Here is a 13,698-nt window from a genome sequence, read left to right on the forward strand (position 1 = left end):
TGTTCAACTTCCGCTCTTGCCAGGCTGCGACTGGCCGCCGCTCTGCAACTGGCCGCTCTCTTTCAGCGCTTTGGTCACTTCCGGCGGCATGTAGTTCTCGTCGTGCTTGGCCAGTACTTCATCGGCAATCAGCACGCCGTCGGCATTGAGTTTGCCAAGGGCGACAATGCCCTGGCCCTCGCGGAACAAGTCAGGAAGGATGCCGCGATAGCGGATGGTGACGTTCTTGGCGAAGTCGGTGACCACAAACTCGACGTCCAACGAATCACCCGTACGCTTCAGCGAGTCCTTGGCCACCATGCCACCAGCGCGGATGCGCGTGTCCTGCGGCGCATCGCCATTGGCGATCTGCGTCGGCGTATAGAACAGGTTGATGTTCTGCTGCAGGGCACTCAGGGCGAGGGCCACGGCGATGGCGACACCGGCGAGAATGGCCAGGATGATCAACAAACGTTTCTTGCGCAGCGGATTCACTTCAACTCCTCACGACGCAAACGACGCGCCTCGTCTTGCAGATAACGACGCCGCGCCAGGAGCGGCGCCGCCACATTGACCGCCAGCACCAGCAGGCTGATGCCATAGGCCGACCAGACATACAGGCCATGGTTGCCCATGGCGACAAACTCAGCGAAGGACGCAAAACTCATGACTGCTGCTCCACGGCACGTTTCACTTCGGCCTGCACCCAGCTGCTGCGCGACTCGCGCTTGAGCACTTCGAGGCGCATGCGCACCATCAGCACGCAGGCAAAAAAGCAGTAGAAACCGAGCACCATCACCAACAGCGGCATCCACATCTCGGCCGGCATGGCCGGGCGCTCGGTGAGTTTGAACGTGGCCACCTGGTGCAGGGAGTTCCACCACTCCACCGAGTACTTGATGATCGGGATGTTGATCACCCCAACAATCGCCAGCACGGCACAGGCCTTGGCCGAGCTGTCACGATTACTGATCGACTGGCCCAGCGCAATAATGCCGAAGTACAAGAACAGCAGGATCAGCATCGAGGTCAGGCGCGCATCCCAAACCCACCAGGTGCCCCAGGTCGGCTTGCCCCAGATGGCTCCGGTGAGCAAGGCGATAAAGGTCATCCAGGCGCCAATGGGCGCGGCGCACTGCAGGGCCACATCGGCCAGTTTCATCTTCCACACCAGCCCCACCACGCCAGCCACCGCCAGCATGATGTAGCAGGACTGAGCGAGCATGGCGGCCGGCACATGGATATAAATGATGCGAAAGCTGTTGCCCTGCTGGTAATCCGCCGGGGCGAAGGCCAGCCCCCAGACCAAGCCGGTGCCGATCAGCAATACGGCGGCCACGGCCAACCAGGGCAACCAGCGGCTGCTGATCTGGTAAAACCATTTCGGTGAGCCGAGCTTGTGAAACCAGGTCCAGTTCATAGGTCGATCAAATCCGTTATTCCGCCACGCTGATGGTCAAACCAGCAGCAATGGCAAAGGGCGTCAGGGTTATTGCCAGCGCCGTCAGGCTGGCCATCCACAGCAGGTAGCCAGCCGTCGGCAGGCCCTGCAGCGCCGCCTGCAATACGCCGCTGCCAAGAATCAGCACCGGGATATACAGCGGCAAAATCAGCAACGCGAGCAGCAAGCCGCCGCGTTTGAGGCCCACGGTCAGGGCCGCGCCCACCGCACCGAGCAAACTCAGCACTGGCGTGCCCAACAACAGGGACAGCAGCAGCGTCGGCACACAGCGCGCCGGCAAGCCGAGCATCAGCGCCAACAACGGCGAGAGCAAGACCAGCGCCAGGCCGGAAAACAGCCAGTGTGCCAGCACCTTGGCCAGCACCAGAAGCGCCAGGGGGTGCGGCGAAACGACCCACTGCTCGAGGGAGCCGTCTTCGAAGTCACTACGGAACAGGCCGTCCAGCGACAGCAACACCGCCAACAAGGCCGCCACCCAGAGCAAGCCGGGCGATAGAGTTTTCAACAATTCGGTTTCCGGGCCTACGGCCAGGGGAAACAGGGCGATGACGATGGCGAAGAACACCAGCGGGTTGGCCAGCTCCGCCGGGCGGCGAAACAGCAGGCGTGCCTCGCGGGCCAGCAGCAGGGTAAAGACGTTACTCATGCCGCCCCCAGCAACAGTTCGCGGTAGCCGGCGGGCTTGTGCGTGAGATGGTGATGGGTGGTGAGGATGACCATACCGCCCTGCTCACAATGGGCCGCCAGATGGGCCTCCAGTTCGGCCACCGCCTGTTTGTCTAGGGCGGTGAAGGGCTCATCGAGAATCCACAGCGGCGGCGCATCGAGGTGTAAGCGCGCCAGCGCGACGCGACGCTGCTGACCGGCAGACAGGGTATGGCAGGGCACATCTTCAAAGCCGCGCAGGCCAACGGCGGCCAACGCCTGCCAGATCGCCTCACGCGTCGCCGGACGTTGCAGGGCGCAGAGCCAGGCGAGGTTTTCCTCGGCGCTGAGCAGACCCTTGATCCCGGCAGCGTGGCCAATCCACAATAAATTTCGCGCCAATAGGCCACGCTGCTCGGCCAGGGGTTTACCCTGCAGCAGAATGGCGCCGGCGGTGGGCTGCATCAGGCCCGCCAATAAGCGCAGCAACGAGGTCTTGCCGCTGCCGTTGGGGCCGGCCACTTGGAGCATCTCGCCCGGAACCACCTGCACCTCGAGGCTTTCGAACAACATGCGCCAATCCCGCTCGCAGGCGAGCGCCACGGCTTGCAGAAATGGACTGGTCACGGCATGGCTACCTATAGGCACATTCAAGTCGACGCCGGGGGTGGCCGCTATACTGACGCGGGCCATGGCACAGCCGGCCCGGACGGGGCGGCATTATACATGCCCTACCCTTACCCCCGAAGCAGGCATTTTCGACAGGTTGTAACCCAATGACGGCTGAAATCAGCAGTTCCCGCCCCATCGCGCCGACCACCTCGGTGGCACGGCCGAGCGTGGCGTCCACGGAGCTGGCGATCAAGCTGCTGCAACCGCTGGCCGGCCTGCTCAGTGCCGGCGAAAGCGCCGAAGCCGAGGTGATTGCCCTCAAGGAGCAGGCACAGAGCTTTCAACTGGTGCTCAAACTGACCCTGGAAAACGGCCGGCAAACCACGCTGCTGGCCAATAGCAACCGAGCCCTGGCACAGGGGACCGCCCTGGCCGTTACCGCCCTGTCGCAAACCCGCTTGGCGGTCGCCCTTCAGGCAGCACCTACGCCGCTGAATAACCTCGACTTGGAGCAGTTACCGCTCGGCAGCCTGCTGCAGGCCAAGGTGCTGAGCAGCGAAGTCATGGCCCAAGGCAAAGCCCAGCAGACGCTCTACAAGGTAGTGGCCAGCCTGCTTAACACCCCCCTGGCAGGCCGCCAGCTGAGCTTAGAAACGCCACTGGCCCTGCCCGTCGGCAGCTTGCTTAGCGCTCAAGTCAAAGGTCAGCAGGCCCTGAGTTTTCTACCCCTGAGCGGCCGCTTGGATCAACTCGCCCTTGGCCAACAACTGCAGACTCAGCAAAGCCGTCAAGGCTCTATAGAAGGCTTGCTCAAGGCCCTGCAAGGGCTGGGCAGCAGCGCAGCGGGCCAACCCCTACCGACCGGCCTGCAAGGCAGTATCGACAAATTGCTTGGCGCCATGCCGGATGTTCGCCAGCTCGGCGACCCCAAAGCGCTGGCCAAGGCCCTGGAAGACAGCGGTTTTTTTTTCGAGGCCAAATTACTCAGCGGTCAGACCCAAGCCCTGCCACAGGACCTCAAGGCCAACCTACTGCGCCTGGTGGCACAACTCATGCCCGCCCTACCCAACGCCACCGCAGCCGCCCTCACCGGCGCCCAGAACGAAGCTGGCTTGGCTCAAGCGCTGCCACTCATGTTGCGCAACATGCTCGGTGGCGCCAGCCAGGCCAGCTCGAAACTGCAGGCGCTGAACTTTCCATTGCCGGCCCGCCTACTGCAAAACCTGGACGCCGATGCCGATCTGGAAACCCTGCTGCGCCTGGCCGCCGCCGCCGTATCGCGATTGCAAACCCACCAACTGTCGAGCCTGGCGCAAACCCAGGTCGGCCCGGAGGGCAACCTGCTAACCACCTGGCAGCTGGAAATCCCCATGCGCAACCAGCAGGAGCTAGTACCCCTGCAGGTCAAACTGCAACGCGACGAAAGCCCGAAGAAAAATCCCAAGGAAAGCGGTGAGACCCTCTGGCGCGTCGAACTGGCTTTCGATCTCTCCCCTCTGGGGCCGCTGCAAGTGCAGGCACAATTACTACGCGGCAGCCTTTCCAGCCAGCTTTGGGCGGAACGCCCAACGACCGCCGAACTGATTGATCGCGAGCTCGGCCACCTGCGTGAACGCTTGAGCGCCGCGGGCTTGGAGGTGGGTGAACTGGCCTGTCGCCAGGGCGTGCCGCCACAAGGTCAACGCACCACCCTGGAACAACGCTGGGTCGACGAAACCGCATGAAACGCCAAGCCCCACGCCAAGCCATCGCCCTCAGCTATGACGGCCAGAATGCCCCCAACCTCACCGCCAAGGGTGACGACGAACTGGCCGAAGCCATCCTCGCCATTGCTCGCGAATACAAGGTGCCGATTTACGAGAATGCCGAGCTGGTACGCCTATTGGCCAAGCTGGAATTGGGGGATGCGATCCCTGAGCCGCTTTACCGCAGCATCGCCGAGATCATTGCCTTTGCCTGGTACCTGAAAGGTAAGTGCCCAGAGGGTTTTGAAGCCAAGGATCAAGACTGGTCACCCCTTGGCCAACCGCCGCTGTAAGCAAACACAACGGCATGGGTTTACCGGCAAACCTGCGGGCTAGACGACAAGAATCAAGAGTTTGGATGTTGGGCCTGGTGCAGCTTGCTCACCAGTTCGGCTTCCGCCTTGCTCAAGCCGCAAGACTGGGTCAGGTCATCGACGCTGGCCCCCATGCCCGCCAGGCGCGCGGCCTGGGTAAAAGACAAACTACTGGGATCGCGCTGTTCGATTTGCGTCACTTTGTCCGGCAACGGCGCGACAACACGCCGCAACTCGTACAGCTCTTCACCCATGCGCACACTACCGGTCAGGTAGGTATCCAGGCGTTTGCTCAGCTCCTTGAGGCGCTGGTCGCGGACGGCATCGCGCTCGACCTGCAGCGCCGCTAAATGGCGCTGACTCAGGATCAGCCAGCCGCACGCAGCCGCCAGCAGAACCGAAAACACCGCCAACACGATGACCGCCACCTCGAGCATCAATCAGATACTCTCGAGTTCGGACCATTCTTCTTCGGACATCATCTTGTCCAACTCGACCAGAATCAGCAGTTCGCCGTTCTTGTTGCATACACCTTGGATGAACTTGGCCGACTCGTCGTTGCCAACGTTAGGCGCGGTTTCCACTTCAGACTGACGCAGATAAACCACTTCCGCCACGCTGTCGACCAATATACCGACTACTTGCTTGTCGGCTTCGATGATCACGATCCGGGTGTTATCGGTGACCGGCGCCGAGTCCAAGCCAAAGCGCTGGCGAGTGTCGATCACGGTAACCACGTTGCCGCGCAGGTTGATGATGCCCAGCACATAACTGGGAGCACCTGGCACGGGAGCAATCTCGGTGTAGCGCAGGACTTCCTGCACCTGCATCACGTTGATGCCGTAGGTTTCGTTGTCCAGGCGAAAGGTCACCCACTGCAGAATGGGATCTTCAGAACCTTGTGCGGAGCTTTTCTTCATGTTCCCAGCCTCATCAAGAACCGCCTTCGGCGGCGTACGCGGGTGCTCCCCGCTGTCATTACTATAGAGCCTCGCACGGCGAGGCGCCCCAATCTACTAATGCAGCTGGCCGCTGGCCATACGCTTGGCCGCACCACTGGCAATAAGTTCGGCCAACGCGGCCACGTCCAGCAAAGCACACATATGCTCAATCACCGTACCCGCCAGCCATGGCCGCTGAGTCCGCTGAGTGCGCCACTTGACCTCAGTGGGGTCCAGGCGAATCGAGCGACTGACCTGATGGACTGCCAGGCCCCACTCGTAGCCCTGCACCGAAATCACATATTGCAGACCCTGACGAAAATCATCGCGATAACGGTCCGGCATAACCCAGCGTGCGGTATCCAGCACCTTCAGGTTGCCGGATTGCGAAGGCAATATGCCCAGAAACCAGTCTGGCTGACCAAATAGCGGGGTCAATTCCTGATCATGCAACGGGTAGATCGTACCCAGGCAAACCAAGGGCACCGCCAGGGTCAGCCCCGCCACATCAAATAGCAAACACTCGAAAGGCTCTTCAGCCCAACTCGGCTGGCCATCGAATGCGAGTACCGCCGGTGGCGGCTCGACGGCGACGGCAGCCACAGACTCGGGAAGCGAAACCTCGGGCGCCAGAACCGGAGCGACCACCAACGGCTCCACAACCGGCCGCACCTCAACCTGGATTTCAACTTCTCGCGGCGCCAGCAAACGGGCATCGCGCACCTGCTCTTCCAGCACGGCGCTTTGAAACTCATCCAGGCTGACACTGTCGGCCAACTCGGCGGCAGCCTCCTGCAACAACGCATCCAGATAGGACTGCAAAGCCAGTTGTGGGCGTGTGGCAGTAGTGACCGTTCGACTCATAGTACGTTTCCGTGAAGACAGCCTTTACAGGCTATCGGCCAACCTAGGCTGCGACTTGAGCGCTGCTGTTGAGCATAGGCCAGCATATCAAGCTACCTGTGCCGTGGGCTGTAAGGAAAGCAGGTGTTTGAGCAGTGCGCGATAGGCCAGCACCGCTCGACAGTTCGAATCAAACTGTGACGGCGTCAGGCCAGCTCGACTGGCATCACGTAGACGCGTATCGACCGGAATATAAGCCGGCCAAAGCTGCTCGGGATAGCTATTGCGCAGAGCGCGCAAGGTGCTCATGGAGGCCTGGGTGCGGCGATCGAACAGCGTCGGCACAATCAGGTAAGGCAGCGCCTGCTTGCGCGAGCGGTTGATCATTGCCAGGGTGCTGACCATGCGTTCCAGGCCTTTAACTGCAAGAAACTCCGTTTGTACCGGAATCACCAACTGTTGGCTGGCGGCCAGGGCATTGACCATCAGAATCCCCAACAAGGGCGGACTGTCGATCACTGCATGATCAAACTCGCCCCACAGCTGCGCCAGGCTCTTGGCGATCACCAGACCCAGGCCACTCTGCCCCGGCGACTGGCGCTCCAGCGTGGCCAGCGCAGTACTTGCTGGCAGCAGTTTGATGCGTTCATGACTGGTAGGCAGCAACAAGCGCTGTGGCAACCCCTGGGGCACCGTGCCCTGATGCAGGAACAGATCGTAGGCACTGTGCTCCAGGGAATCCGGGTCCTGACCGAAATAGCTGGTCATTGACCCATGGGGATCGAGATCGACCACCACCACCCGCTTGCCGGCATCGGCCAGCAAACCGGCCAGGGCGATGGATGTGGTGGTCTTACCGACTCCACCTTTTTGATTGGCGACTGCCCAGACTCTCATGGTTTCTATCCTCCCGGCAGGCTCAAGCCACACCGAGATATGGCGCCAGCCTCATGGGGCTGGCGACTGGGAATTGACGGCATCCGACGGCGGAGCCACTGCTTCTGGCTGCGGTGCAGGTTGCATGCCAGCTCGCCGCAAAGCGCCATCGGGCTGTGCATTGGCACTGCCCACGCCACTGATACTGCGGCGCACGTCCAAGTTGCGAGAGACCACCAACACCACCCGCCGGTTGCGGGTGCGCCCTTCGGCAGTGGCGTTATCCGCCAGGGGCTGGAACTCGCCGTAGCCCACGGCTGCCAAGCGACCTGGATTAACCCCATCCATGGCCAGCATGCGCACAATACTGGCCGCCCGCGCCGTCGACAGTTCCCAATTGCTGGGGAACTGTGGGGTATTGATGGGCAAATTGTCAGTAAAGCCTTCGATATGCACCGGGTTCTCATAGGGTGCCAGAATCTTGGCGATTTTCTCGATAATGGTAAAGGCCCGGTCGGTCGGAATGGCGTCGCCACTAGGGAACAGCAAACTGGAGTTGAGCTCAATCTCGACCCACAGCTCATTGCCCCGCACCGTCATCTGATCACTCATGATCATGTCGCCGAAAGCATCACGCATCCCTTGGGCGATGTCCTGCAGCGGATCGGAGGGAGGCACAGTGGCACTGGGTTCCTCAACTTCCGACACATCTGGCGTGGTGGTGCGCGGGCGTTCTTCACCAATAGGGATGGGTTTGATTGCCCGATCGGGCTGATTGAACACCCCTGTCAGGCTGTCCGAGAGGACCTTGTACTTGCCCTCGTTGATTGAGGAAATCGAGTACATGACCACAAAAAAAGCGAACAACAGCGTAATGAAGTCGGCATAGGAAACTAGCCAACGCTCATGGTTTTCATGCTCTTCTTGATGGCGCCTGCGGGCCATGATCAGTCCATAAAGCCTTGCAGCTTCAATTCGATGGAGCGCGGGTTCTCGCCTTCGGCGATCGACAGAATGCCTTCCAGCAACATCTCCCGGTAGCGCGACTGGCGCATGGCAATGGCCTTGATCTTGTTGGCGATTGGCAGCAACAAGAGGTTGGCAAAGCCCACGCCGTAAATAGTGGCCACAAATGCCACCGCGATGCCACTGCCCAGCTTGCTGGGGTCGGCCAGATTGCCCATGACGTGAATCAGCCCCATCACGGCGCCAATAATGCCGATGGTGGGCGCATAACCACCCATGCTCTCAAACACCTTGGCCGCCTGGATATCGCGGCCCTCCTGGGTGTACAGATCCACTTCGAGAATACTGCGAATGGCTTCGGGCTCAGCGCCATCCACCAGTAGCTGCAAGCCTTTGCGCGCGTAGTTATCGGGCTCGATATCGGCCAGCGGCTCAAGGCCCAACAATCCCTCTTTGCGCGCGGTCATGCTCCAGCCAACCACACGAGCAATACCGCCGGCGAGATCAATAGCAGGCGGCATGATAATCCAGCGAATCACCACCCCCGAGCGCTTGAGCACATTCAGCGGGGCCTGCAAAAACGCTGCACCCAAGGTGCCGCCAATCACGATCAACGCCGCAGGGCCGTTAAGCAGGGCACCCGCGTGGCCGCCTTCGAGGTAGTTGCCGCCGAGAATGGCGACAAACGCAAGAATCACCCCGATAAGGCTGAGCAAATCCATCAGAGGCAGGCCTCCGCCAGATGCTTACCGATGTCATCCAGGCTGTAAACAGCGTCCGCCAAACTGGCTTTGACAATCGCCATCGGCATCCCATAGATCACACAACTGGCTTCATCCTGAGCCCACACCTGACTACCGCACTGTTTGAGCAACCGTGCGCCTTCTCGACCATCCGCCCCCATGCCGGTAAGAACCACGGCCAGGACCTTGTCGGCAAAGGATTTGGCTGCTGAACCAAACGTGATATCCACACACGGCTTGTAGTTCAGACGCTCATCACCCGGCAAGATTTTCACCATGCCGCGCGGATCGACCATCATCTGCTTTCCGCCTGGGGCCAGCAGCGCCAAGCCCGGACGCAGCATGTCACCGTCCTCAGCCTCTTTGACGGAGATGCGGCACAGCTTGTCGAGACGTTCGGCAAATGCCTTGGTGAACGCCGCTGGCATGTGCTGAATCAACACGATTGGCGCTGGAAAGTTGGCTGGTAACTGGGTCAGAACACGCTGCAGGGCGACCGGACCACCGGTGGAGGTGCCAATCGCTACCAACCGATAGGACTTGCGCTTGACCGCTGCCGCCGCGACTGCAGGACTGCTGGGTGCAGGGCTTGACGGACGAGCCAAGGTGCTGGCTGCCTGCAGAGGCGCGCTCGCCTGCACAGGTGCGACAACCGGTGCAGCACGTCGATTACTGCGCGCGATGGTGTGAACCTTCTCGCAAAGCATCTGCTTAACCTTTTCCGGGTTACGCGAGATGTCTTCAAAGTTCTTCGGCAAGAAATCAACTGCACCGGCGTCCAGCGCATCGAGTGTCACCCGAGCGCCCTCATGGGTCAGCGAGGAGAACATCAATACCGGTGTTGGGCAGCGCTGCATGATGTTTCGCACAGCTGTGATGCCATCCATCATGGGCATTTCATAGTCCATGGTGATCACATCTGGCTTCAGCGCCAGCGCCTGATCGATGGCTTCACGGCCATTGGTGGCAGTGCCCACTACTTGAATATTCGGGTCAGCGGAAAGAATTTCCGAAACACGGCGGCGGAAGAAACCGGAATCGTCCACCACCAGGACCTTAACAGCCATACACACTCCTAAGCAGGTGCGCGGTCAACTGACCAACGCACCAGAAAATCAGACGCGACGCGCGTAACGCTTGAGCATGCTCGGCACATCAAGGATCAGAGCGATACGCCCATCCCCTGTAATAGTGGCGCCGGACATGCCAGGAGTGCCCTGCAGCATTTTCCCCAAGGGTTTAATTACCACTTCTTCCTGGCCAACCAGTTGATCGACGACAAAGCCGATGCGCTGGGTACCCACGGAGAGAATCACCACATGTCCCTCGCGCTGTTCTTCATGCGCTGCCGAATGAATCAGCCAGCGCTTAAGGTAAAACAGCGGCAAGGCCTTGTCCCGCACGATAACCACTTCCTGGCCATCGACCACATTGGTACGCGAGAGATCCAAGTGGAAAATTTCATTGACGTTGACCAGCGGGAAGGCAAATGCCTGATCCCCGAGCATCACCATCAAGGTCGGCATAATCGCCAGGGTCAACGGCACCTTAATGACAATCTTGGTGCCCTGGCCCTTGGCTGAATAGATGTTGATGATGCCGTTGAGCTGGGAAATCTTGGTTTTCACCACGTCCATGCCCACACCACGACCGGACACGTCGGAAATCTCGGCTTTAGTTGAGAAGCCCGGCGCGAATATCAGGTTGTAGCATTCGGTCTCGCTTAAACGGTCTGCAGCATCTCGGTCCAGCACACCTTTCTCAACAGCCTTGGCCCGCAACACATCGGGGTCCATACCGTTGCCGTCGTCAGAGATCGACAACAAAATGTGATCGCCTTCCTGCTGGGCCGCCAGTACGATCTTGCCGCTACGGCTCTTGCCGTTGGCTTCGCGCTGCTCTGGCGACTCGATGCCATGGTCAACCGAGTTGCGCACCAAGTGCACCAACGGGTCGGCCAGGGCCTCAACCAAGTTCTTGTCGAGATCGGTTTCTTCACCGACCAGCTCCAAGTTGATTTCTTTTTTCAGGCTACGCGCCAAGTCACGTACCAATCGCGGAAAACGACCGAATACTTTCTTGATTGGCTGCATGCGGGTTTTCATTACCGCTGTTTGCAGATCCGCGGTCACCACATCCAGGTTGGATACAGCCTTGGCCATGGCCTCGTCGCCGCTATTGGAGCCCAAGCGCACCAAACGGTTACGCACCAGCACCAGCTCACCGACCATGTTCATGATTTCGTCGAGCCGCGCGGTATCCACACGTACAGTGGTTTCAGCCTCACTGGCCGCTGGTTTATCGGCAGCCGCGGCTGGTGCCGCAGACTTGGCGGGTTCAGCCTTGGCAGCGACTGGCGCTGGGGTCGGCTTGGCAACGGGTTTGCTCGGCGCTGATGCCGCTGGAGCGGGCACGGCAGCGACAGGTGCAGGTGCAGGTGCAGGTGCAGGTGCAGGTGCAGCAGGTTCAACGAACTTGCCCTTACCGTGCAACTGATCCAGCAACGCCTCAAACTCATCGTCGGTAATGTTTTCATTGGAGCTTGGCGCAACGCTGGGCGCGGCGACTGCCGCAGGCTCATCATTGCCAGCGGCAAACTGCCCCTTGCCGTGCAATTGATCAAGCAGCGCTTCAAATTCATCATCGGTGATTTCATCACCGGATGCCGGAGCAGCGGCTGGCGCCGGGGCTAGTGCAGCGGGCGCCGACTCTTCTGCCGGGGCAACAAACTGCCCCTTGCCATGCAGCTGATCCAGCAGGGCTTCGAATTCATCATCCGTAATTTCATCGCCCGACGTCGCCACCGGAGCGACCTCAGCAACCGCAGCGGGCTCAGCCAAGGCATCGAGCAACTGATCGAATTCGCTGTCGGTGATATCACCTTCGACTTCAGGCTCAGGCACGACTTCAGCCTGTGGTTCAGGAGCTGCTTCAGCAACCACCTCCACTGCTGAGGCAGGCTCAGCGAGGCGCGCCAAGGCGGCCAACAGTTGCGGAGTGGCGGGAGTCAGTTCGACGCGCTCACGCACTTCGGTAAACATGCCATTGACCGCATCCAGGGCCTCAAGCACCACATCCATGAGCTCGGAATCAACCCGACGCGAGCCTTTACGCAAAATGTCGAACACGTTTTCGGCGATATGGCAGCACTCCACCAGCTCATTGAGCTGAAGGAATCCGGCGCCGCCTTTGACGGTGTGAAACCCACGGAAAATCGCATTGAGCAAATTCATATCGTCCGGGCGGCTTTCCAGCTCAACCAACTGCTCGGACAATTGCTCAAGAATCTCGCCGGCCTCTACCAGGAAGTCCTGGAGAATCTCTTCATCGGCGCCGAAGCTCATTCGCGTGCTCCCTAAAATCCAAGGCTGGACAGCAGATCATCGACATCGACCTGACCGGATACGACGTCATCACGCTTATCGGCATGAATCTGCGGACCTTCACCCCGGGTTGGCTCTTTTTGTTGTTCTTGTTCGGCACGCAATGCGTCGTGATCGTGCTGAATGCCGGTATAGCGATCGATCTGCGAGGCCATGCACACCAGTTTGACCAGGTTGCGCTCGACCTCTGTTACCAGACTAGTGACCCGTTTGATCACCTGCCCAGTTAGATCCTGAAAATCTTGCGCCAGCAAAATGTCGTTGAGGTTGCCGGACAATTTGCTGCTGTCGCGCTCGCTACGCTCAAGGAACAACTCGATACGTTTAGCCAGTTCGCGAAACTCATCGGCACCGACCTCGCGACGCATAAAGCGCGCCCAATCAACCCCCAATGATCGCGACTCGCTGCTCAAATCATTGACCAGCGGCGCGCTCTCCTCCACCAGATCCATAGTGCGGTTAGCTGCTTTCTCGGTCATGCGCACAACGTAGTTGAGACGTTCGGTGGCATCACTGATCTGCGACACCTCCTCCGCATGGGAGCCGTGCAAATCGATTTGAAAGTTGACGATGGAGTTGTGCAGCTCACGAGTTAGCTTACCGACCTCGAAATACAGGCCTTGATCGCGTGCTTTGTTTAAATCGTGAATGACTTGTACAGCGTCGCCGAAATTGCCTCGTTCGAGGCTGTCCAGCAAATCTCGGGCGTGAGTTTTAAGGCTCGTTTCTAGATCGCCCATCTGCGGTTTTTCGTGCTCCATAGCGCCCTCGCGGCAGACATCAGCCGTTAACCCGCTCAAAGATCTTGTCGATCTTCTCTTTCAGCACTTGAGCAGTGAACGGCTTGACTACATAGCCATTCACCCCCGCCTGCGCCGCTTCAATAATCTGGTCGCGCTTGGCTTCTGCGGTCACCATCAACACCGGCAACTGCTTCAGGCGCTCGTCGGCACGCACCGCACGCAACAGGTCGATACCCGTCATGCCCGGCATGTTCCAGTCAGTGACCAGAAAGTCGAAACTGCCACTCTGCAACATCGGCAGTGCTGTAACGCCGTCATCGGCCTCGGCGGTATTGGTAAAACCCAAGTCACGCAAGAGGTTCTTGATGATCCGGCGCATCGTCGAGAAGTCATCGACGATGAGGATTTTCATATTCTTGTCCAAATCGACCTCCGTACAGTCCTAA

The 13,698-nt window shown here is 59.6% G+C and carries 17 protein-coding genes; 2 read left to right on the top strand and 15 right to left on the bottom strand.

The window, feature by feature from the left end:
• Positions 1-3: 3 nt before the first annotated feature.
• From ccmE to ccmA, 5 genes are read right to left on the bottom strand one after another with little or no spacing between them, the layout of a single operon-like run.
• Entirely contained in the window at positions 4-474 is a 471-nt protein-coding gene (gene ccmE / locus AC56DI_RS00975) for a cytochrome c maturation protein CcmE (RefSeq protein WP_496344533.1), read from the bottom strand.
• Positions 471-647, bottom strand: a complete 177-nt coding sequence (gene ccmD, locus AC56DI_RS00980) for a heme exporter protein CcmD (protein WP_496344534.1) — start codon at positions 645-647, stop codon at positions 471-473. The genes ccmE and ccmD overlap by 4 nt, the downstream gene beginning before the upstream one ends.
• Positions 644-1,399 (bottom strand): heme ABC transporter permease, encoded by a 756-nt coding sequence (locus AC56DI_RS00985; RefSeq protein ID WP_496344535.1) that lies wholly within the window; start codon positions 1,397-1,399, stop codon positions 644-646. The genes ccmD and AC56DI_RS00985 overlap by 4 nt, the downstream gene beginning before the upstream one ends.
• 16 nt (positions 1,400-1,415) lie before the next feature.
• Positions 1,416-2,087 (bottom strand): heme exporter protein CcmB, encoded by a 672-nt coding sequence (gene ccmB, locus AC56DI_RS00990; protein WP_324519090.1) that lies wholly within the window; start codon positions 2,085-2,087, stop codon positions 1,416-1,418.
• The gene (gene ccmA, locus AC56DI_RS00995; RefSeq protein WP_496344618.1) at positions 2,084-2,713 is read right to left on the bottom strand and encodes a cytochrome c biogenesis heme-transporting ATPase CcmA; all 630 of its coding nucleotides are present in this window, start codon (positions 2,711-2,713) and stop codon (positions 2,084-2,086) included. Before ccmA ends, ccmB begins: the two co-directional genes overlap by 4 nt.
• Before the next feature lie 149 nt (positions 2,714-2,862).
• On the opposite strand from ccmA, the gene fliK reads away from it, so the two are divergent.
• Together fliK and AC56DI_RS01005 are read left to right on the top strand one after the other, a co-directional pair.
• Complete coding sequence (gene fliK, locus AC56DI_RS01000; RefSeq protein ID WP_496344536.1) at positions 2,863-4,422, top strand: flagellar hook-length control protein FliK; 1,560 nt, start codon at positions 2,863-2,865, stop codon at positions 4,420-4,422.
• Positions 4,419-4,736, top strand: a complete 318-nt coding sequence (locus AC56DI_RS01005) for an EscU/YscU/HrcU family type III secretion system export apparatus switch protein (RefSeq protein ID WP_496344537.1) — start codon at positions 4,419-4,421, stop codon at positions 4,734-4,736. The genes fliK and AC56DI_RS01005 overlap by 4 nt, the downstream gene beginning before the upstream one ends.
• Before the next feature lie 53 nt (positions 4,737-4,789).
• Here AC56DI_RS01005 and AC56DI_RS01010 read toward each other — a convergent pair whose 3' ends face one another.
• From AC56DI_RS01010 to AC56DI_RS01055, 10 genes are all read right to left on the bottom strand, one after another.
• Positions 4,790-5,194 (bottom strand): DUF2802 domain-containing protein, encoded by a 405-nt coding sequence (locus tag AC56DI_RS01010; RefSeq protein WP_496344538.1) that lies wholly within the window; start codon positions 5,192-5,194, stop codon positions 4,790-4,792.
• 3 nt (positions 5,195-5,197) lie between these two features.
• Complete coding sequence (locus AC56DI_RS01015) at positions 5,198-5,677, bottom strand: chemotaxis protein CheW (RefSeq protein ID WP_093985709.1); 480 nt, start codon at positions 5,675-5,677, stop codon at positions 5,198-5,200.
• 96 nt (positions 5,678-5,773) lie between these two features.
• The gene (locus AC56DI_RS01020) at positions 5,774-6,562 is read right to left on the bottom strand and encodes a CheW domain-containing protein (protein ID WP_496344539.1); all 789 of its coding nucleotides are present in this window, start codon (positions 6,560-6,562) and stop codon (positions 5,774-5,776) included.
• An 87-nt stretch (positions 6,563-6,649) separates the two neighbouring features.
• The gene (locus tag AC56DI_RS01025; protein ID WP_496344540.1) at positions 6,650-7,438 is read right to left on the bottom strand and encodes a ParA family protein; all 789 of its coding nucleotides are present in this window, start codon (positions 7,436-7,438) and stop codon (positions 6,650-6,652) included.
• A 51-nt stretch (positions 7,439-7,489) separates the two neighbouring features.
• Positions 7,490-8,362, bottom strand: a complete 873-nt coding sequence (gene motD / locus AC56DI_RS01030; RefSeq protein ID WP_496344541.1) for a flagellar motor protein MotD — start codon at positions 8,360-8,362, stop codon at positions 7,490-7,492.
• Positions 8,363-8,364: 2 nt separating this feature from the next.
• Complete coding sequence (locus AC56DI_RS01035) at positions 8,365-9,105, bottom strand: flagellar motor protein (RefSeq protein WP_496344542.1); 741 nt, start codon at positions 9,103-9,105, stop codon at positions 8,365-8,367.
• Positions 9,105-10,193, bottom strand: a complete 1,089-nt coding sequence (locus AC56DI_RS01040; RefSeq protein ID WP_496344543.1) for a protein-glutamate methylesterase/protein-glutamine glutaminase — start codon at positions 10,191-10,193, stop codon at positions 9,105-9,107. Before AC56DI_RS01040 ends, AC56DI_RS01035 begins: the two co-directional genes overlap by 1 nt.
• 48 nt (positions 10,194-10,241) lie before the next feature.
• The gene (locus tag AC56DI_RS01045; RefSeq protein WP_496344544.1) at positions 10,242-12,470 is read right to left on the bottom strand and encodes a chemotaxis protein CheA; all 2,229 of its coding nucleotides are present in this window, start codon (positions 12,468-12,470) and stop codon (positions 10,242-10,244) included.
• Between the two features lie 11 nt (positions 12,471-12,481).
• Entirely contained in the window at positions 12,482-13,270 is a 789-nt protein-coding gene (locus tag AC56DI_RS01050; protein WP_496344545.1) for a protein phosphatase CheZ, read from the bottom strand.
• Between the two features lie 19 nt (positions 13,271-13,289).
• Positions 13,290-13,664, bottom strand: coding sequence for a chemotaxis response regulator CheY (locus AC56DI_RS01055; RefSeq protein ID WP_305651994.1), 375 nt, complete (start codon positions 13,662-13,664; stop codon positions 13,290-13,292).
• Positions 13,665-13,698 lie beyond the last annotated feature (34 nt).

It is taken from the genome of Pseudomonas sp. BGA-UO-ETr-WB11 (genome assembly GCF_059567785.1).